Below are 19,881 nucleotides of genomic sequence, written 5' to 3'. Positions count from 1 at the left end.
AGACTTCTAACCGTAGGAACTACGGAGATAGCCTAATCAATAACTGGCGGTTACGCTGGTGTTCTTAGGAATCCCCCCACTTCAAACAACCGTAGTTTGTTAAGTGGTGGGTAGTTCAAAATGAATGCCTGATCTAAAGAAAGATCCAATTAAAGAAAAAACCATTCGTCCATAATCGACAAAAACCATACGTAAATGATTACAAAAATATAGGAAACAAAAAATGTGATGTTTGTCACAAAGTTGTTTTATTTTAGACCCAAAATTGATTGACTTATATTAGGGGTTATTGTATTCTAACTTAGTGTGGAATGATAAGGCTTTCAACCGAAAATCTTATCGAAAAACACACGGATTTTAGATGACGAATGTACATATGGTCGTGAGAAAAACCACGAAAAAAACAACGCAATTCACCCTGTTTTTTTCGACTAAAACCATGTGTGAATCTCCTTTTAAGAGAGTTTTTAAACATCTGCATAATAAAGACAAGCTGGACTGGCAGGTATGTCTATGAATGGAAAACCGTTTCGCGGGATTGCCATTACAACAACGATTCTAAGTTATTTGTCGGGTTCGACAATCGTCGGCATTTTTTCTGGACGCTGGCTCGACAATTATTTTGGTACGAGCCCATGGTTTCTATTGCTCGGATTGTTGGTCGGTTTAGCCGCAGGTGTCTATGGGATGATCTACCTCGTCAATCAATTAATGGGGGACAATCATCGTGAATAACTACTCATTCATGATCAATAGGCAACGAAAATGGATGCTGTATTTACTAGCCATCTCCGTGATCGGTTGGGGATTTACAGATTACCAAGTCATTTTTCAAAGCTTGATCATCGGAATTGCCGCCGGATTTTTCAATCTGTTTCTACTTCAAAAGAAGATTGATATCATGGGAGAAAAGGCAGCAAGCAATCAGACGGCAAAATCATTTGGAACACTTTCCAGATTTGCTGCAGCCGCATTGGTTGTCGTCATCATTCTACGATTTCCGGAGCATTTCCACATTATTGCAGCCGTTGTGGGTTTAATGACACCATATTTTGTCATTATGATAGATTTTATATTCAGTAGTAAAAAGACTACCAGTACGAAAAGGGGTGAATGATTTTGGATCACGGTGCACCTATATATGAGGATCTCTTTGGGATCAGTTGGCTCGATTTCAATCTGTCCAACGTCATGATGATCATCGTTACTTCCGCAATTGTATTTATTATCGCAGTAATCGGAAGTAGAAAACTCCAACGTAAACCTAGTGGGTTTCAAAACTTTATGGAATGGATTGTCGATTTCGTACGCGGGATGGTCAGCAGTACGATGGACTGGAGAACAGGGAAGCAATTCCTGCCACTCGGGCTTACATTGTTATTTTACATCTTTATAGGTAACTTACTCGGTATTATGTTTATGGTCGTGTATGACGGGGATCTTTGGTGGAAATCACCTACAGCTGACCCGAGTATTACATTGACTCTTGCCGTTATGGTAGTAGCGTTAACCCATTACTATGGCGTCAAAATCAAAGGTGGAAAAGGATATGTCAAAGATTTTTTCACGCCCGTTCCACTATTGTTTCCGCTAAAAATTATCGAAGAGTTTGCGAACACGCTAACACTCGGTATGCGTCTTTACGGAAACATTTTTGCAGGGGAAGTTCTATTGACCTTACTAATCGGTCTGATGGCTTCCGGTACACTTGGATTTGTTGGTGGAATTGTACCAACATTAGCTTGGCAAGGATTTAAACTATTCATTGCTGCCATCCAAGCATTTATCTTCGTTATGTTAACAATGGTGTATATGTCGCACAAAGTGAGCGATGACCATTAATTCATAAAAAATACTAATTTTTAATATCCAAGAGGAGGAGTTTTCAATGACAGGAGCAGTAGCAGCTGCAATTGCAGTAGGTTTAGCGGCACTAGGTGCTGGTATCGGTAACGGTTTGATCGTATCTCGTACAGTAGAGGGTATTTCTCGTCAGCCAGAATTGCGTGGTGCCCTACAAACAACAATGTTTATCGGGGTTGCGTTGGTTGAGGCGGTTCCAATTATCGCCGTTGTTATTGCCTTCATGGTAATGTAGTCGAATGAATACATCAAAATAATGGCGGAGTCTACTAAAAGCTTCGCCATTCATTTGTACGCGAAAGATTAAAGAGAGCATGTGAAAATGAGATGTTTCTTCAAACGTTGATTTCCATGTGAAGCCTTATAGAAGAATAGGCGAAAGGAGTGAAAGCCGTGCTAGACCAAGCATTAATCATTGGTGCTTCCAATGGGTTACTTTTTGGAGACATGATTATCCAGTTGCTTACGTTCATCATTCTATTGGCGTTAATTACCAAGTTCGCTTGGAAACCGTTGATGAATGTCATGCAAGAACGTGAACAACATATTGCGAGTGAAATAGATCAAGCAGAACAAAGCAACCAAGAAGCAAAACGGCTCATGAATGAAGCGAATGACGAGTTGAAAAATACCCGTCAAAACGCGCAACAAATCATTGATGACGCTAACGAAACTGCAAAAAATCAGCAAGCAGAATTAATCAAAGCCGCAAAAGAAGAGGCCGCACGTATCAAAGAAAACGCGCGTCTTGAAATCGAACAAGAGCGTGACAAAGCCATCCAAGCGCTACAAACACAAGTGGGTAGCTTATCTGTTCAGATTGCCAGCAAGGTAATTGAAAAAGAACTTTCTGAAACGGAACAAGAGAAATTGATCAACGATTACTTGGATAAAGTAGGCGAAGACAATGAGTAATTCAATTGTAGCCAAAAGATATGCGGTAGCTCTTTACGAATTAGGAAAAGAAAAAGCTTCTCTTGATTCGTTTGAAAATGAACTCAATGTACTTGCTGAAGTATATGAAAATGAACCTGCTTTCAGCACATATATGAATAATCCACGAGTTTCAACTGAGGATAAAAAGAATTTCGTTCGGAATACGTTTGAAGATTTAACGAAAGATCTGGTAAACACACTCTTACTATTAGTAGACAAAGGTCGTGTCGAGATCATTCCGGATATGGTCCATTCATTTGTTGAAATGAAAAACGAAGCAAGTGGAGTTGCAGAAGCAGATGTTTATTCCGTTCGCGAGCTTTCTCCAGAAGAGCTAGCTCAAGTTGAGAAGGTTTTTGCGAGACGATTGAATTTAAACACACTTCGAATGAACAATATCGTCGACACTTCATTGCTAGGGGGCATCCGTGTCCAAATCGGCAATAAGATTTATGACGGAACACTTGCGACACAGTTGAAACGTTTAGAGCAGAACCTTACGTCTGCAAACAAGTAAAGATAGGGGTGAAATGGATGAGCATCAAAGCTGAAGAAATCAGTGCGCTGATTAAACAGCAAATTGAAAATTATGATTCTGAGATCGAAGTAAACGATGTCGGTACCGTAATCGAAGTTGGTGACGGAATCGCTCGTGTACATGGTCTAGATGATGTAATGGCTGGAGAGCTCGTTGAATTCTCTAACGGCGTAATGGGAATGACCCAAAACCTTGAAGAGAACAACGTCGGTATCGTTATTCTTGGGCCATTTACTGAAATCCGCGAAGGTGATGAAGTTCGCCGTACCGGACGTATTATGCAAGTTCCAGTTGGAGAAGAATTATTAGGTCGTGTTGTGAATCCATTAGGTCAAGCAATCGATGGTTTAGGTACAATTGAAACATCCAAATCCCGCCCGATTGAAAGTCCGGCGCCAGGAGTTATGGATCGTAAATCAGTTGACGAACCACTACAAACTGGAATTAAAGTAATCGACTCCATGGTTCCAATTGGACGTGGACAGCGAGAGTTGATCATTGGTGACCGTCAAACAGGTAAAACGGCAATCGCGATTGACACAATCATTAACCAAAAAGAAGAAGACGTTATTTGTATCTATGTTGCGATTGGACAAAAAGAATCCACAGTAAGTGGTGTTGTTGAAACCCTTCGTCAACATGGTGCATTAGATTATACAATCGTCGTTAACGCTGGTGCATCTGACCCAGCACCACTTCTTTACCTAGCACCATATGCGGGTGTATCCATGGGTGAAGAATTTATGTACAACGGAAAACACGTATTGGTTGTCTATGATGACTTATCCAAACAGGCTTCTGCCTACCGTGAACTTTCCTTGCTACTACGTCGCCCACCAGGCCGTGAAGCATTCCCTGGAGACGTATTCTACTTGCACTCTCGCTTACTAGAGCGTGCAGCTAAATTAAGTGATGCAAAAGGTGGCGGCTCATTGACAGCTCTACCATTCGTTGAGACACAAGCCGGTGATATCGGTGCGTATATCCCAACGAACGTTATTTCCATCACAGACGGACAAATCTTCTTGCAGTCTGACCTATTCCACTCCGGTGTACGTCCTGCGATCAACCCAGGTCTATCCGTATCCCGTGTTGGTGGTTCAGCACAGATTAAAGCAATGAAGAAAGTTGCTGGTACGCTACGTCTAGATTTAGCGTCCTTCCGTGAGTTGGAATCCTTCGCACAATTCGGTTCTGACCTTGATAAAGCAACGCAAGCGAAACTGAACCGTGGTGAACGTACGGTTGAAGTCTTGAAACAAGGATTACATCAACCACAAGGTGTCGAATACCAAGTTGCAATTATTTACGCATTGGTTAATGGCTACCTGGATGATATTCCAGTGGAAGATGTACAGCGTTTCGAGGAAGGCCTACATGCTTACTTGAAACAGCATGCGCCTGAACTACTTCAATCGATCCGTGAAACGGAACAACTTCCGGACAAAGAAGAATTCAACAAAGCGATTGAAGGCTTCAAAAACACGTTCAGCGTAAGTGAACAAAAATAATTCAATGATTCATATAAACAATCTGTTTGACCGTGTCGGAAATTGACTCGTATGAATCTATTTCTGACACACCTTTTTAAAATACGAAGAAGTCTCTTAAAAAAGGTGGTGAGACGTTGTGGCATCTCTTCGTGATATAAAAAACAGAATCAATTCGACTTCCAGTACGAAAAAAATCACGAGTGCAATGGAAATGGTTTCCGCATCCAAAATGAACAAAGCTGAGCAAAATGCGAGGTCGTTCGTCCCTTACATGGAGAAAATCCAAGAGGTCGTAGCGAGTATCGCTGCCGGCAACGTGGATGTCGATCATCCAATGCTCCAATCTCGTCCGATCAAGAAGACTGGATATGTCGTCATCACATCTGACCGTGGCCTGGCAGGTCCTTATAACAGTAACGTTTTAAGAAACCTGTACCAAACAGTTCAGCAGCGTCATCGTTCGAAAGACGAATATGTGGTGATCCCGCTAGGTAAAGTGGGCACTGATTTCTGTAAACGAATGGAACTGCCGATCGCTAAAAGCATCGTCGGTTTGGATGACCAACCAGAGTTTGCGGAAATTAAAGAGATTACAAGCTATGCTGTAAATCTCTTTGAAGATGAAGAAGTAGATGAGCTGTACTTACACTATAACCACTATGTGAGTGCAATTACTCAAGAAGTGACTGAAACAAAACTTCTACCATTGACGAACATCAATGAAGAAGGAAAACAGCTCAGCACATATGAATATGAACCAGATCAAGAAGCAATCTTAAATACAATTTTACCTCAGTACGCCGAAAGCTTAATTTACGGTGCATTACTCGATGGTAAAGCAAGTGAACACGCGTCTCGTATGACCGCGATGCGCAGTGCGACGGACAACGCAGAAGAGTTAATCGACGAATTGACCCTTTCCTATAACCGTGCACGTCAAGCAGCAATCACCCAAGAGATCACCGAGATCGTCAGTGGTGCTTCTGCATTAGAATAATCGCGAACTACAAGATTCGTATGAACTGAAAAGATGTTTTCTGATTCGATTCAGTTAGGAGGGAAAAGGATGAGCAAAGGACACATCACACAGGTCATGGGACCAGTTGTTGACGTGAAGTTTGATAGTGGAGATTTACCTCAAATCTATAACGCTTTACGTGTAGCTGGAACAGACCTACGTGACGATTTAGTACTCGAAGTAGCACTTCACCTAGGTGACGACACAGTACGTACCGTAGCAATGTCTTCAACTGACGGACTCGTTCGTGGTTTAGAAGTAGAAGACACAAAAGCACCAATTTCCGTTCCAGTTGGTGAAGCAACGCTAGGACGAGTGTTTAATGTTCTTGGTGAAAATATTGATTTAGATGAAAAAATCGCTGATGACGTTAGACGTGACCCAATTCACCGTGATTCACCAGCTTTCGATACACTAGCTACAGAAACACAAATTCTGGAGACAGGTATCAAAGTTGTAGACTTGCTTGCCCCTTACGTTAAAGGTGGTAAGATCGGACTTTTCGGAGGTGCGGGTGTAGGTAAAACCGTACTAATCCAGGAGCTTATCAACAACATCGCACAAGAACACGGTGGTATTTCCGTATTCGCTGGTGTTGGTGAACGTACACGTGAAGGTAACGACCTTTACTACGAAATGAGCGACTCCGGAGTTATTAGTAAAACAGCAATGGTATTCGGTCAGATGAACGAACCACCTGGTGCACGTATGCGTGTTGCCTTGACAGGTTTGACAATGGCAGAATACTTCCGTGATGAAGAAGGACAAGACGTTCTACTCTTTATCGACAACATTTTCCGTTTTACACAAGGTGGTCTAGAGGTATCCGCCCTACTAGGTCGTATGCCATCTGCCGTTGGTTACCAGCCGACACTTGCAACGGAAATGGGTCAGCTACAGGAACGTATTACATCAACAAACAAAGGATCGATTACATCGATCCAAGCTGTATATGTACCTGCGGATGACTACACAGACCCAGCTCCAGCAACAACATTCGCTCACTTGGACGCAACAACAAACCTTGAGCGTAAATTGACAGAGCAAGGGATTTACCCTGCGGTAGACCCACTTTCATCTACATCTCGTGCACTTGACCCGAACATCGTCGGTGAAGAGCACTATGATGTAGCACGTAGAGTGCAGCAAACGCTACAGCGTTACCGTGAGCTTCAAGACATCATCGCAATCCTTGGTATGGATGAATTATCAGATGATGATAAACAGACAGTAGCACGTGCGCGTCGGATCCAGTTCTTCCTATCTCAGAACTTCCACGTAGCAGAACAGTTTACAGGACAAAAAGGTTCCTATGTACCTGTTGAAGAAACAATTAAAGGATTCCAAGAAATTCTTTCCGGTAAATACGATCACTTGCCAGAGGATGCCTTCCGTTTGGTTGGCCGAATCGAAGAAGTCGTTAAGAAAGCCGAAGAAATGGAACAATAATGGGACGTTAAGCGAAAGAGGCAACTGTCGTAATTGACCTCTTCGCTTACCACTGCCCAAGGAGGGGTAAGATTGAAAACACTAAATGTGAGTGTTGTCACTCCTGACGGCCCTGTACTAGATGGCACCTATGAAATGGTCAGCTGTCGAGCGGAAGGTGGAGAACTCGGGATCTTACCAGGCCACATTCCACTCGTTGCACCATTGACCATCAGTGCAGTACGACTAAAAAGCGAGAACAATACGGAGTACGTCGCTGTTAACGGAGGGTTCGTCGAAGTACGTCCTGACCAAGTGACAATCCTTGCGCAATCTGCAGAAAAACCGAGCGACATTGACGTCGACCGTGCTCAGCAAGCAAAGGAACGCGCAGAACAACGTCTAAACTCCAAGCGAGAAGACGACGTTGACTTTAAGCGTGCACAAATCGCCCTTCAACGTGCGATCAACCGTATTGATATTGCAAATCATCAATAATAAAAAGAGGCTGATCCCAAACTAAGAGGTTGGCCTCTTTTTTGTATTTATTGATTGTTTATCAACAGTCAGCTACGCCCTATCAACAGTCAGAGCGCATTTATCGACAGCCGAGAGAGCTTTATCAACAGTTAGCGTGCGTTTATCGACAGTTGGGAGAGCCTTATCAACAGTCAGCGTCGGTTTATCGACAGTTGGGAGAGCCTTATCAACAGTCAGAGCGAGTTTATCGACAGTTGGGAGAGCTTTATCAACAGTCAGTGTGGGTTTATCGACAGTTAGGAGAGCTTTATCAACAGTCAGCGTGCGCTTATCGACAGTCGGGAGAGCCTTATCAACAGTCAGCGCGCGTTTATCGACAGTAAGGTGAGCCTTATCAACAGTTAGAACGTCTTTATCAACAGTCAGCCGCACCCTATCAACAGTTAGAAAGCCTTTGTCAGCAATCAGCACACAAACAACAATTAAACAGAATACACCATGATGTGACGAATGAACGCTATAATATTACAACAAGATGAACAGAATAATACATAACTTATTACCCACAACAAACTACATAATCATTGATTTCATGGTCCACAACTAATTTCACTAAATAATTAACTTTAGGTTTGGTGTCGATATTTCCCGGGAAATGTAACATTAGCTCAAACAATAGACTTATTTTAAGCAAAGTTAATTCGGTGGGGAATAGCAGGCACATGCTTACTAAGAGGTGTCCGAGATGTTTGTACAACCAACAGTTGATGCATTAACGGGAATGATCTCCCACATTATTTTTATTATTTTAGCTTGGAAAGCTTTAGAATCAGTCAATATTCAAAGTATTTTTAAGAAGAATCGAGAAGTTGAAAGTAAATTGTTGTTTATTTTACTTTCAATTGTGATAGGTACTACAGTAAGTAATTTTTTTCTTGATTTTATTCGTTGGTCAGGTCAGTTGAGTTATTTGATCTAAAAAAGATGTCGAAGTTTAAAAGGTTTATTCTTAGTGTTTCGTGCCCACCCTTTAAGTAAGAGGGGTGGAAATAATGAGAACTTTATTTATTGGACTTTATTTAATTTCTTTTATTTTTTCGAATCACACAATCTATCAAACTACGAATCTAGATAACTTTTTGAATGACATAGAAACGTTCGATCAATATTTTAGAGAAAATGAGTTAGTGATCGATTCATTTAATTTCACCATTCGAACAGAGATAAGTGAATCACAAGTTGAGCGTTTAGAAAATATGTTAATACAAAAAGATTTTTCAAAGGACTCCCATAAAAGTGAACTTGTAAACGAAGAGTTTGATGTATCTCGTTTTGACCAACGGAAAGAAGTCCAAGTCACTTACGTTCTGACAGGGGATATCTGGAATGAACAAGTGAAAGATGAAATCAAGCAAAAATTGAATGATGAAACCTTTAAAGAATTCTTTAAAAATGGGCTTTATTACTCTTGTTATCAGTCTAAATACAGTGATAGAATGAATAGTAATTTGTTTTTTGATAGAATACGAGAAGATTTTGACATTCAAGAACAAAATATGCTTGATGAGTCAGGATTTAAAGTATTAGGTGGTAAGACCGACCTAATAAAAACGAGTCTAAATGAAAGTCAGCATTCTATTAATATTCAATTAGCGATCAGAGATGAGGTAGATGGGGCAACATTGACAATCGGCACACCTATCCTTGTAATTGAATATTAAATAACATACGGAATATCGACACGGAGGGAAATGTTGTGGATAAAATTATTGTGACGGGAGGCAATCGACTTGAAGGGACTGTGCAAGTCGAGGGTGCCAAAAACTCAGTTTTACCTGTGATTGCAGCAAGCATCATGGCAAGTGAAGGGAAAAGTACGCTTGACCAAGTGCCAACGCTAGCTGATGTAGATACGATTAGTGAAGTTTTAAGATATATGAATGTGAATGTGTTAAGAGAAGATGGTAAACTTCATATCGATGCTTCAAACACATTAAAGACGGAAACACCATTTGAATATGTACGTAAAATGAGAGCTTCTGTACTCGTATTGGGACCTTTATTGGCCAGGTATGGTCACGCGAAGGTCGCGATGCCAGGAGGCTGTGCAATTGGCTCAAGACCAATCGATCAACACTTAAAAGGTTTTGAAGCGATGGGCGCAGAAATTCATGTAGGCAATGGCTACGTGGAAGCATTCGCACCAGGAAAGTTGCAAGGCGCAAGAATTTACTTGGATTTTCCAAGTGTTGGAGCGACGGAAAATATTATTATGGCAGCTGCTTTGGCAGAAGGTACATCTGTCATTGAAAATTGTGCGAGAGAACCAGAGATTGTTGATTTAGCGAACTATATTAATCAAATGGGTGGTAAAGTAATCGGTGCAGGAACAGAAACGATTCGAATCGAAGGTGTTCCTACATTACACGGTGTAGAGCATACGATTATTCCTGACCGAATCGAAGCAGGAACATTTATGATTGCTGCTGCACTAACAGGCGGAGACGTCGTTGTTAACGGCGCGATTCCAGGACATTTACGCTCATTGATTGCAAAAATGAAAGAAATGGGCATTCGCATCGAAGAGTATGATGATGCTGTTCGTGTTACCGCTCGTGAAAAATTGAAGCCTGTCGATATTAAAACATTACCGTATCCTGGCTTCCCGACTGATTTACAATCTCAGTTCATGACACTAACAATGAAAGCAGAAGGTACTAGTGTCATCACTGAAACAGTTTTCGAAAATCGCTTTATGCATGTTGAAGAGTTCAGACGGATGAACGCTACGGCGAAAATTGAAGGACGTAGTGCCATTGTTAATGGCCCAGTCGAACTGCAAGGAGCAGAAGTCGCAGCAACTGATCTACGTGCTGCTGCTGCACTCATCATTGCAGGACTAGTTGCAGAAGGGCGCACAGAAGTCACTGAGCTGAAACATTTAGACCGTGGCTATGTTAACTTTGAAGAAAAACTAAGATCGCTCGGCGCGACAATTGAACGTGTTACTGATGAAGTAGAAGAGCCGACAACTACGACAGATAAGTTGGCAAAATCTAGCTAATTAGCCGAACTCATCATGAATATTCATATAAGCTGAAAGCCTGTCTCATAAAGGAGATGGGCTTTTTCGCGTTGTACAATCTATTAATTTCAGCGGGATTTAAATTTCTTCTATAAAATTTCTATATTCATGTTCTATCAAGAGTACCTTTTACATAAAACTAGTAATAGTCAAGAGATAATCAAAGGAGGAGTTCCAAAAGTGAAAAAGGTACCAATCATCCTAGTTGCCACGTTACTTTCAGTCATCCTAATTTTGCCTACTATTCTTGTAATACCGTTTGCGGAGGCATCGACGAAAGTAAATGAACAAGAAGAAAGTGAGCCAGTCACCCAAGAAGAGACACCGAGTGAAGAACCGATCGTTTCTGTTTTTCGCCAAGAAAGTGAGCTCGTTGAAGAAGTGCCGCTTGAAGAATATGTTGCGCTCGTCGTTGCTTCAGAAATGCCGATGAGCTTTGAAAAGGAAGCTATTAAAGCACAAGCACTTGCTGCAAGAACATATATCGTGAAGAAGATGCTGACAGGAAGTGAAGAAGCTTATGACGTTACCGATACGGTGAATGACCAAGTATTTAAAAGTGAAGAAGAACTCCGAGAAGACTGGGGTGTCGATTTCTCTGAAAAATTCATGAAGCTCCAGCAAGCTGTCAATGAAACAAAAGGCCAGATCATTACTTATGAAGGAACGCCGATTACGGCACAATTCTTCTCAACAAGTAATGGATATACGGAAAATGCAGAAGACTATTGGCAAAATGAAATTCCTTATTTAAAAAGTGTGTCGAGTCCTTGGGATGAAGCTTCACCTGAGTTTAGTGAACAAGAAGTTATTGCGATGAACAAAGTTGCAGCACAGTTAGATATTAATGTTACAAATAATTTAACTGTATCGAATGTGAAACGAACTCAGAGTGGGCGAATCGCAGAGCTTACGATCAATGGGAAAAGTTTCAGTGGACGTGAAGTTCGCGAAGCATTAGGACTACGTTCCAATGACTTTACGATTGAGAAAAAGAACGACTATATAATTTTCAAGACACAAGGGTACGGTCACGGCGTTGGTATGAGTCAATACGGAGCGAATGGTATGGCTAGAGAAGGGAAGACATATCAAGACATCGTCAAACATTACTATCAAGGAATCGACATTCAAACGCTAGAAGAAGTTATGTAAAAACGAATCAGTTTAATGCCACTCACCTCGGCAATCAGAAAAATTTTGGAAATGGATGTATATAATTCATCGGAACGGTTCAGAATGGTTGCTGAGGTGATGAAAATGAGTGATAAGGAAAGAAAATTCCTTCGTCAATCAAAATGGAAAAGGTTGACTCGTCAACGTTGGTTTTATCCAACACTCTACATTGGATTAGTCGCAGTCGTGTTAGCAGGGGTTATGATTTATCAGTTTAACGCAGCAGACGACACAGCTGAAGAAAATGCGAATGATTACAGCTGGAACGTCGAACAGAATGATCTTATCGAAAATAGCGAAGAAAATGCTGCAGAAGTAGTTGCGGAACAAGAGGATTTAGTCATGCCAGTCATGCTCGGTGACAAGACCGAAATTTTGACACAGTATTACGATGCTGATGCTGCAGAAGAAGATCAGTTGGATGCACTTATCTTTTACAATAATCAATATTACCAAAGTAAAGGTGTCGATATTACATCATCAGATGGTGAACCATTTGAAGTTATTGCTTCACTCACAGGTAAAGTTACGAGTGTAAAAGATGATGAACTTCTCGGCAAAGTAGTTGAAATGGAACACGACGGTGAACGAGCGACAATGTATGGAAGTCTTTCTGAAGTGTATGTCAGTGAAGGTGACGAGTTAACGCAAGGTGACCCAATAGGTCTTTCCGGTGCGAATGTTTACACCGACGAAGAGATTTCTAAGGTCCATTTCCGATTAATGGAAGAAGGCCAGCCTGTCAATCCAGGATTTAAGTAGGAATAAGGTCAGGAATGAATCCCCCAAAACTGGGGGATTTTTTCATTCATCTATCAATTCACGGTTTTTATTGAAAGATCGTTTCAAGGAGAACCAGCTGAATAAAAAGAAGAAGAGTGTAGCCAACAACCCAATCATAATTAGGTCGACAATAATGTAGTCCCCTCGCTGTACCAAAAAGTTTAACCCCGTGAAAATAACGCCGAACGATAAAGACTTCATAACAATATTTTTCCGTTCCTTTTTATAATCCGATTGCGTTGCTACCTCTGTATACTCCATGCCCGAGATGATATACCTGAAAGTTACATAGAAAACAAAAATGCCAATCGAAATTATTGGAACGAGACTTGATTCAAATGGTCCAATAATCAAAGATAGAAATTGAGCAAGGACGAGTAATACGCCACCTTCAGCAATAAATAGTAGAAGTTTTTGTCGTTTGTATTCGTCTGTCGGCAAAAATATTGATAACCATGTTTTCATTTAGCTAACCTCCCAAAACAATTCATCCAACGTTTGACCAAGCTCTTTTGCAATGGCAATACATAACTGAAGACTCGGATTATAATCTCCTTTTTCGATTAACCCGATTGTTTGCCTTGTTGCTCCAACGCGTTTAGCTAACTGAGCTTGAGTTAGATCTTTTTTTATTCTTCCTAATTTTACTCGATTTTTCATAGAATCCCCTTCACCTTAATGCAAAATATAAATTACACTATGCAATTTATATATTACATAAAATTGATAAGGAATGCAAAAATAGTTGCAAGAAATTCATAGGAGTAGGAAAATGAAGGGTAAAAGTGAAAGGGGATAGGAAAATGAATATCGCTCGGATTGTTTTGGCTGTCATTGTCGTGCTAATGGCGGGATATAGTATAATCATGCGGGAATTTTGGTTATTGCCTTATACATTGATTGCTGTTGGAGTTCTTCAAGTGGTCAATGGAATGGTTGAAATGAAATTAGGCAGAAAAGGCTTTGGGGTTATTTCTTTTGCGACCGCTGGTTTTGTAATTGTCGTGGCAATTGTCATTTTAATTTTAGCTTAACGAAATCAATCAATCCTCGCTCATTAGTCGGTCTTTCTTTGCTTGGTTGATTGCAGCAAAGAGACCGATGCTTCCTGAAAAAAACGTCGGAATCAAGCTATACCAAAGAAAATTCCAGTTATCCGTCGTATAAGAGATAATGCTGAAAAGAATAGGAAAAAAAACTAACACAAAGATAGCTGTCCGCAAACCCCATTTTGTACTACGTTTCATAAAGCTCACCTCCGTTTTTAATTTATCATAGGTTAACTAACTGAATATTTCCACACTTTTTTACCAATAGAGAAAGTATGCTCATAATCGGCCTCCTGAGTGAATAAACTGTATCAACACATCAAAGAGTTGACAACTTCAGGAGGCGAGACGTTTGCACGATCACATCAAAGAAAGAACATTAAAGATTGCGGCGCATTTATTAGACTCCAGGCAAACTGTAAGAAGAATCGCAAAAGAATTTGGTGTTTCAAAAAGCACTGTCCATAAAGATTTGACCGAAAGACTACCGAAAATTAATCCGGCATTGTACAAGGAAGTAAAAAGCGTACTTGAATATCATAAATCGATTCGACATTTGCGTGGTGGGGAAGCGACGAAACGAAAGTACACAGAAAAAGACGAAATGGAAACTGTATAAGTTCAATATTTACACAGCCGGTTTCGACCGGTTTTTATTTTTACATATAAAGTGATTTATGCTCCCCTATACCAATGATTTGACCCCAAAGCACACTCATATGTTCCCCAATTTTAAATATATGGTTCCAAATGAAAAATATATACGCCGAATTTCAGAATATATGCTGCCTAAACAGGATTATATGGACATTTCTTTATGTAAAAAGCCTTGCACTTTACGTTAACGTAAATGATACACTATAATCATACGAATATTCTGACAAAGGTGGTGGTTAGTTGGTCAAAACGTATTCGATTGCTGAAGTAGCTGATCGGTTTGGCGTGTCTCATCGTACGATTCGTTATTACGAGGAAGTGGGATTAATTCATCCGGAACGGACAGCGACTGGGCAACGAATATTCACCAGGAAGGAATTAACGCAGCTGCAACTGATTTTTCGCGGGAAAAAGTACGGCTTCAAACTGGACGAAATCAAGGAAATGGTTCTGTTATTTGAAGAGGATCCGACGGGGAGGGAGCAACTGAAGCGAACGATTGAATATGGCGAAGAAAAGATAGCTGAAGTCACCAAGCGGATGAATGAACTCGCACAGCTCAAAAAAGAGATGGAAATGTTTTTGGACACGTTTCGAAATGAATTAACCAAATTGGAGGAGGAAGTAAAATGAATTTATCAACATTATTAAAGGTGCATGCCAATAAGCAGCCAGATCATGAAGCGTTGGTCAGTCCAAATGAACGAGTCAGTTATCAAGAATGGGATGAACGGGTGAATCGCATTGCCAATGGATTAAGGAATTTAGGCTTTCAAGAAGGAGATAAGTTGATCATTCATTTGCCAAATGTGCCTGAGTTTCTATACCTCTATATGGCGGCAATTCGTCTGAAAGGACTGGCCATCCCAATCAATGCAAAGCTAACCCAGCCGGAAATCCAATACATTATTGATCATAGCGAAGCTCAATTTTTCGCAACCCATGAATTGTTGTTTGAAGCATCAAAAGGTCTGACAGAAGAAAATAAGCTAACGTTTATTAAAACCGGTGAAGCGGATGGTGTTTGGCATTCCATCGATCAGTTATTGAGCGAAGAGGCGACTGCGGTTGACTGTGATGCAACTGAGGACGATGAAGTTTCTATTTTATATACTTCGGGGACGACAGGTAAACCAAAAGGTGTTGTATTTACACATCGTAGTATTTTAACCGTATCAACGATGATCAGTATTGAAATGACGATGAGTGAACATAGTCGCGTACTACACATGATGCCACTTAGTCATTCAGCACCATTGCATTTGTTTATGGGAGCAGCATTATATACCGGAGCAACGCACGTTTTGGCACCGACATTTACACCGGACTTATTACTTCAAATGGTTTCCCACGAAAAAGTGACGCATTTCTTCGGCGCACCAGTCGCATACCTCCTATCTGCCAAGCAACCAAATATTGATGAATTTGATTTATCATCAATGGAATATTGGGTATACGGTGGCGCACCACTTGGACAAAATGAAGTGAAATTCGTGAAAGAGAAATTCAAAACCGATAGTCTCTGGTGCGTATACGGACTGACGGAAGCAGGACCAAGTGGAACATTGTTGAAAGCAGAGGAACATGCAGAGAAAGCGGGTAGTATCGGGCGCCGTGCTGCCTTGAATACGGAAATCCGGCTCGTTGATGAACAAGGTCAAGATGTAGAACAAGGGGAGCCAGGTGAAATTGTTTTGCGTGGTGAAGGAAATATGAAAGGCTACTATAAAGCACCTGAAAAAACAGCCGAAACATTAAAAGATGGCTGGCTTTATACAGGAGATATCGCCGTGCAAGATGAAGACGGCTACTATTGGGTCATTGACCGGAAAAAAGACGTCATTATTTCAGGTGGAGTCAATATTTATCCGACTGAAGTCGAACAGGCATTGGTCCAACATGCAAGCATTGAAGACGTAGCAATCGTTGGCATTCCACATGCCGAATGGGGAGAAACGGCGAAAGCATTCGTCGTGCTGAATGAACCTGTCAGTGATTTAGAAAGTAGTTGTAAAGCGTTTCTTGAAGGACGGGTGGCAGATTATAAAATTCCAAAGCTTTATGCAGAAGTGGAAGCGCTCCCACGAAATGCAACTGGTAAGTTACTACGAAATCAATTGCGTGATTCTGCTGAAGAAATGACATCCAAATAATCGATTGAACGAGGAGGATGAAAAATGAAAGAGAAAAATTTTTACACATCAGATCCATTATTGCAAAAGCTATTGAAACGGTCGTTGCCAGAGAAGTTCTTTGAATATGCCGATGAAAAGTTAACCGCATTCGGTGAAAGAGTTGCCGGTGCGATTGATGACCGTGCTGTTCATACGGACCGAGAAGGACAGCCACAGTTAATCAAATACGACAAAATGGGTAATGAAATCAATGAAGTTTGGGTGAATGAAGGCTACCGGGAAACTGTGAAAGAGACGTATGAAACCGGCATTGTCGGCTATGTCCATAAAGAGATTCCTGAGCTTGGTCACCAAGGGAATTATGTGTACTCATATGCTCAAGGCTATTTGCTTTCCCAAGCGGAACCGGGATTCTATTGTCCCGTGACATTGACAATGGCGACAAGCTATCTAATCGATCACTATGCCGCTGAAGCGTTACGAAAAAAATATTTACCGCACGTCATCGCAACAGGTGACACGGAGCTATATGAAGGCGCGACGTTTTTAACGGAACGTCAAGGTGGCTCGGACGTTGGTGCCAATGAAGTACGTGCAGAAGCGGCTGGCTCGGATATGTACGGGGAAATTTACCAAATCACCGGTGAAAAATATTTTGCCAGTAATACGGGAATGGCTGGTGTTGCAATGGTTTTAGCGAGAATCCCAGGCGCGCCAGAAGGAACAAAAGGATTAAGTTTATTTTTAGTCCCATGGGAAGAAAATCGTGTGGAAAACCGTGCGAAAGTCAGACGACTAAAAGATAAACTTGGCGTGCGAGCAGTACCTTCAGCGGAAGTAGAATTTGAGCAAGCGAAAGGATATCTCGTTGGCAATCCGAAAAAAGGATTCAAATACATGATGGAAGCATTAAATCTCTCACGCGTATGCAATGCGATTGCTTCACTAGGCATTATGCGCCGCGGTTATGTGGAAGCAAGAGACTACGCCGAAGAGCGCCGTGCCTTTGGTGGAAAGCTGACGGATTACCCAATGGTCCGCGAAACGTTAACAAACCTCGCGTCGAAATTAGAAGTGGAAATGACAGCAACTTTTGAGTTGATTGAACGCTTTGATCAAGTGATGGCAAAAGGAGCAAACCCTTCAGAAGAAGAACAAGCCATGCTTCGGTTGTTGATCGCCTTATTGAAAAAAGAAACAGCCGAACAAGCGATTCACTTTTCCCATGAATCCATTGAAATGCACGGCGGGAATGGCTATATCGAAGACTTCGTCACCCCACGTTTATTGAGAGATGCGCAAGTACTGACGGTGTGGGAAGGAACAGCGAATATTTTAGGCTTAGAAGTCGTTCGATTAATGCGCAAATACAACATTCATCAAACGTTTGTTCAAGAAATGAATGAGCGACTTGCTAATTTGAATCCGGTGGCTGTTTCATTAAAAACACCAGTTGAGCAGGCCATCCAAAAGTTAACCGGAATGCTTGAGAAACTCGTTCAACTCGATGAACAGACGCAATTAATGCACCCGAAAAAAGTCGCCGTTCAAATGACAAAGATCTTTGAAGGAGTCGTCGCACTAGAAATGATTGAGGAAGAAGACCCTCGTTCAAAAGCGGTCACAGAAGTATTTTTACAACAAACTTTTGGTGAAGAAACGGATTTATCAGATTTGGCATTGCAGCATTATGAAGCGGTTGTGAACCATGTTGTGGAAGAAGCGGAAGTTGTGAAGTAATTTTATTGGACCAGGCTGTATCCAGCTTGGTCTTTTTCTTTGGTTGAAAGCAAGTAAGTAAAGTCACGTTCTGTATTAAAATCAAGTTGATAAGAAGCTCCTTTATTTTTCCCGACCATCGATAATTTGATTAACAAATTTCGAGCGACCTTCCTTGAATCAATTTGAAAAAACCATCTTGCCTCTCGGTTCGTAATTTGGTCATTGAATAAGAGATAGAAATCTTTTAATGCATCAATATGTGCAAATGTTGATGAATGTCCGCAAGAGTCACATTTCCAATAACCGTGGTAACGCTTCATAGGTGTGAAATCACATATAGGACAGATGATACCTGGTTGAATGGCTTTTCGCGTAAGTTGATATTTCTGGAAGGGATTGGCCTGTAATGGTTTATTTTCTTGTATCATTTTTTGGCCAATGACACGGAGTTTTTGGGTAGGTAAAAGGTTCTTCGGATATTTCTGATGAAGTTGGTTGTACGTATCCGCAAGTTTATTGGCATGAATGATTCGCGGGTCAACATGTTGCTCATCTGAACGTGTCAAATGAACGTGATTATTTACAAATACCACGAGCGACTCAACCGGAACACCAGAAACGCCAAAATTAATCAGCCAATTTTGTAGAAGGAAGGCTTGGTTTTCAGCTTGGATGATGGGATCTTGGAACGACTGAACGTGGCCGTTGTTTTCCCTGGTCATCAACCCGAAACCATGGTCAAAATTCACTTTTCCTGAGAGATTTTTAACTTCAATTAGAAGAAAGAAGTTGGGATGTAAAATTAACGTATCGATCTGAAAAGTTTGCTTATGATGCAGGCGGAGGCTATGTAACATATAATTTTCCGGTTGATTAAAACGATGTAAATAATAATCGAGCGCCAACTCCCCGCGATAACCGGCATTATACAATGCCCAGTCGTTGAAGATTTTCTGATATTTTGGGTGAGTTGACGGAAGCCTTCTTTTAATAGACGCGAGTTTCAATAAGGCAAGCGGTACTTCATGGTTCTTTATTAACATGACTATCTTACTCCTTTCTTCATATTAAAATCGAACTTAAAGGAGAAGTCAAAATAGGATAAAGTGATTATCCGACAAGCTAAATAACATTATTTCAGGTTTACCGTTTTTGAATTGGTTATTAAGATGTGGAAATTCAATCTTGAATGAATTTCTCCAATAAATATTTGGTTGGATATGCGACCTTTTTCTAGTAATATGCTCCCTGACATAACTGAAATGCTCCGTTCAGAACATTTTATGTGCCGAAAGCAAAAAAATATGATCCCAAATCCAAAATATATGCACTAAAACTGAAAATATATGAGCCAACCACACCCTCCAAACTAGGAAGCAATAAGGCGGATCGACTTCACAGAATATGCGCCCTATTTGTAGAAATATGATCCCCGAGATGAAGTAAATGGTCCATCTTGAGCATTTTATGTGCCGGAAGCAAAAAAATATGGTCCCAAATCGAAAAAATATGCACTCA

General features: G+C 40.9%; 25 protein-coding genes. 20 read left to right on the top strand and 5 right to left on the bottom strand.

Going from position 1 to position 19,881, the window contains the following annotated elements; translation table 11 throughout:
• The first annotated feature begins 513 nt into the window (after positions 1–513).
• The 10 genes from FPQ13_RS06540 (at position 514) to FPQ13_RS06495 (ending at position 7,774) form a co-directional block, all read left to right on the top strand.
• On the top strand, positions 514–735 hold the full coding sequence (locus FPQ13_RS06540) for an AtpZ/AtpI family protein (protein ID WP_377862700.1): 222 nt from the start codon (positions 514–516) through the stop codon (positions 733–735).
• Positions 728–1,117, top strand: coding sequence for an ATP synthase subunit I (locus FPQ13_RS06535; RefSeq protein WP_246065395.1), 390 nt, complete (start codon positions 728–730; stop codon positions 1,115–1,117). Before FPQ13_RS06540 ends, FPQ13_RS06535 begins: the two co-directional genes overlap by 8 nt.
• Positions 1,118–1,119: 2 nt before the next feature.
• On the top strand, positions 1,120–1,842 hold the full coding sequence (atpB, locus tag FPQ13_RS06530) for a F0F1 ATP synthase subunit A (protein ID WP_144088529.1): 723 nt from the start codon (positions 1,120–1,122) through the stop codon (positions 1,840–1,842).
• A gap of 46 nt (positions 1,843–1,888) precedes the next feature.
• On the top strand, positions 1,889–2,098 hold the full coding sequence (gene atpE, locus FPQ13_RS06525; RefSeq protein ID WP_144088528.1) for a F0F1 ATP synthase subunit C: 210 nt from the start codon (positions 1,889–1,891) through the stop codon (positions 2,096–2,098).
• Positions 2,099–2,256: 158 nt separating this feature from the next.
• A complete protein-coding gene (gene atpF / locus FPQ13_RS06520) occupies positions 2,257–2,778 on the top strand; it encodes a F0F1 ATP synthase subunit B (RefSeq protein WP_144088527.1) in 522 nt (173 codons plus the stop codon).
• Positions 2,771–3,316: a F0F1 ATP synthase subunit delta gene (locus FPQ13_RS06515; protein ID WP_144088526.1), complete on the top strand. Its 546-nt coding sequence runs from the start codon at positions 2,771–2,773 to the stop codon at positions 3,314–3,316. Before atpF ends, FPQ13_RS06515 begins: the two co-directional genes overlap by 8 nt.
• A 17-nt stretch (positions 3,317–3,333) precedes the next feature.
• Complete coding sequence (gene atpA, locus FPQ13_RS06510; RefSeq protein WP_144088525.1) at positions 3,334–4,848, top strand: F0F1 ATP synthase subunit alpha; 1,515 nt, start codon at positions 3,334–3,336, stop codon at positions 4,846–4,848.
• Between the two features lie 118 nt (positions 4,849–4,966).
• Positions 4,967–5,827, top strand: coding sequence for an ATP synthase F1 subunit gamma (atpG, locus tag FPQ13_RS06505; protein WP_144088524.1), 861 nt, complete (start codon positions 4,967–4,969; stop codon positions 5,825–5,827).
• 69 nt (positions 5,828–5,896) lie between these two features.
• On the top strand, positions 5,897–7,297 hold the full coding sequence (gene atpD, locus FPQ13_RS06500; RefSeq protein WP_144088523.1) for a F0F1 ATP synthase subunit beta: 1,401 nt from the start codon (positions 5,897–5,899) through the stop codon (positions 7,295–7,297).
• Positions 7,298–7,369: 72 nt separating this feature from the next.
• Positions 7,370–7,774, top strand: a complete 405-nt coding sequence (locus FPQ13_RS06495) for a F0F1 ATP synthase subunit epsilon (RefSeq protein ID WP_144088522.1) — start codon at positions 7,370–7,372, stop codon at positions 7,772–7,774.
• Positions 7,775–7,846: 72 nt separating this feature from the next.
• Here FPQ13_RS06495 and FPQ13_RS13645 read toward each other — a convergent pair whose 3' ends face one another.
• Positions 7,847–8,188: a hypothetical protein gene (locus FPQ13_RS13645; protein ID WP_144088521.1), complete on the bottom strand. Its 342-nt coding sequence runs from the start codon at positions 8,186–8,188 to the stop codon at positions 7,847–7,849.
• Positions 8,189–8,501: 313 nt separating this feature from the next.
• On the opposite strand from FPQ13_RS13645, the gene FPQ13_RS06485 reads away from it, so the two are divergent.
• From FPQ13_RS06485 to FPQ13_RS06465, 5 genes are all read left to right on the top strand, one after another.
• Positions 8,502–8,735, top strand: coding sequence for a DUF1146 family protein (locus tag FPQ13_RS06485; RefSeq protein WP_144088520.1), 234 nt, complete (start codon positions 8,502–8,504; stop codon positions 8,733–8,735).
• Positions 8,736–8,808: 73 nt separating this feature from the next.
• Entirely contained in the window at positions 8,809–9,477 is a 669-nt protein-coding gene (locus FPQ13_RS06480) for a YwmB family TATA-box binding protein (protein WP_144088519.1), read from the top strand.
• A gap of 35 nt (positions 9,478–9,512) precedes the next feature.
• Positions 9,513–10,820 (top strand): UDP-N-acetylglucosamine 1-carboxyvinyltransferase, encoded by a 1,308-nt coding sequence (murA, locus tag FPQ13_RS06475; RefSeq protein WP_144088518.1) that lies wholly within the window; start codon positions 9,513–9,515, stop codon positions 10,818–10,820.
• A 201-nt stretch (positions 10,821–11,021) separates the two neighbouring features.
• Positions 11,022–11,996 (top strand): stage II sporulation protein D, encoded by a 975-nt coding sequence (spoIID, locus tag FPQ13_RS06470; protein WP_246065393.1) that lies wholly within the window; start codon positions 11,022–11,024, stop codon positions 11,994–11,996.
• A 105-nt stretch (positions 11,997–12,101) separates the two neighbouring features.
• Positions 12,102–12,779: a M23 family metallopeptidase gene (locus tag FPQ13_RS06465; RefSeq protein ID WP_186279578.1), complete on the top strand. Its 678-nt coding sequence runs from the start codon at positions 12,102–12,104 to the stop codon at positions 12,777–12,779.
• Between the two features lie 42 nt (positions 12,780–12,821).
• On the opposite strand, the gene FPQ13_RS06460 is transcribed toward FPQ13_RS06465, so the two are convergent.
• Positions 12,822–13,265 carry a hypothetical protein gene (locus tag FPQ13_RS06460; RefSeq protein WP_144088515.1) on the bottom strand — a complete coding sequence of 148 codons (444 nt, stop codon included), beginning with the start codon at positions 13,263–13,265 and terminating at the stop codon, positions 12,822–12,824.
• The gene (locus FPQ13_RS06455; protein WP_144088514.1) at positions 13,266–13,460 is read right to left on the bottom strand and encodes a helix-turn-helix transcriptional regulator; all 195 of its coding nucleotides are present in this window, start codon (positions 13,458–13,460) and stop codon (positions 13,266–13,268) included.
• Positions 13,461–13,603: 143 nt separating this feature from the next.
• Here FPQ13_RS06455 and FPQ13_RS06450 point away from each other — a divergent pair, with 143 nt between their 5' ends.
• Positions 13,604–13,834: a hypothetical protein gene (locus FPQ13_RS06450; protein ID WP_144088513.1), complete on the top strand. Its 231-nt coding sequence runs from the start codon at positions 13,604–13,606 to the stop codon at positions 13,832–13,834.
• Between the two features lie 9 nt (positions 13,835–13,843).
• Here FPQ13_RS06450 and FPQ13_RS06445 read toward each other — a convergent pair whose 3' ends face one another.
• Positions 13,844–14,047, bottom strand: coding sequence for a hypothetical protein (locus FPQ13_RS06445; protein ID WP_144088512.1), 204 nt, complete (start codon positions 14,045–14,047; stop codon positions 13,844–13,846).
• Positions 14,048–14,201: 154 nt separating this feature from the next.
• Between FPQ13_RS06445 and spoIIID the strand changes: the two genes are divergently transcribed.
• From spoIIID to FPQ13_RS06425, 4 genes are all read left to right on the top strand, one after another.
• Positions 14,202–14,468: a sporulation transcriptional regulator SpoIIID gene (gene spoIIID / locus FPQ13_RS06440; RefSeq protein WP_144088511.1), complete on the top strand. Its 267-nt coding sequence runs from the start codon at positions 14,202–14,204 to the stop codon at positions 14,466–14,468.
• A 278-nt stretch (positions 14,469–14,746) separates the two neighbouring features.
• Positions 14,747–15,139 (top strand): MerR family transcriptional regulator, encoded by a 393-nt coding sequence (locus FPQ13_RS06435; protein WP_144088510.1) that lies wholly within the window; start codon positions 14,747–14,749, stop codon positions 15,137–15,139.
• Positions 15,136–16,659 carry a class I adenylate-forming enzyme family protein gene (locus tag FPQ13_RS06430; protein ID WP_144088509.1) on the top strand — a complete coding sequence of 508 codons (1,524 nt, stop codon included), beginning with the start codon at positions 15,136–15,138 and terminating at the stop codon, positions 16,657–16,659. Before FPQ13_RS06435 ends, FPQ13_RS06430 begins: the two co-directional genes overlap by 4 nt.
• A gap of 24 nt (positions 16,660–16,683) precedes the next feature.
• Positions 16,684–18,381, top strand: a complete 1,698-nt coding sequence (locus FPQ13_RS06425; protein WP_144088508.1) for an acyl-CoA dehydrogenase family protein — start codon at positions 16,684–16,686, stop codon at positions 18,379–18,381.
• Between the two features lie 2 nt (positions 18,382–18,383).
• Here the strand turns inward: FPQ13_RS06425 and FPQ13_RS06420 are convergent, their stop codons facing one another.
• Positions 18,384–19,406 carry an NERD domain-containing protein gene (locus FPQ13_RS06420; protein ID WP_144088507.1) on the bottom strand — a complete coding sequence of 341 codons (1,023 nt, stop codon included), beginning with the start codon at positions 19,404–19,406 and terminating at the stop codon, positions 18,384–18,386.
• Positions 19,407–19,881: the final 475 nt, after the last annotated feature.

Origin of the sequence: Allobacillus salarius (genome assembly GCF_007559425.1) — a bacterium.
GTDB lineage: Bacteria > Bacillota > Bacilli > Bacillales > Alkalibacillaceae > Allobacillus > Allobacillus salarius.
Note: the sequence above shows the minus strand (reverse complement) of the source record. Positions and strands in the feature narration are given on the sequence as shown.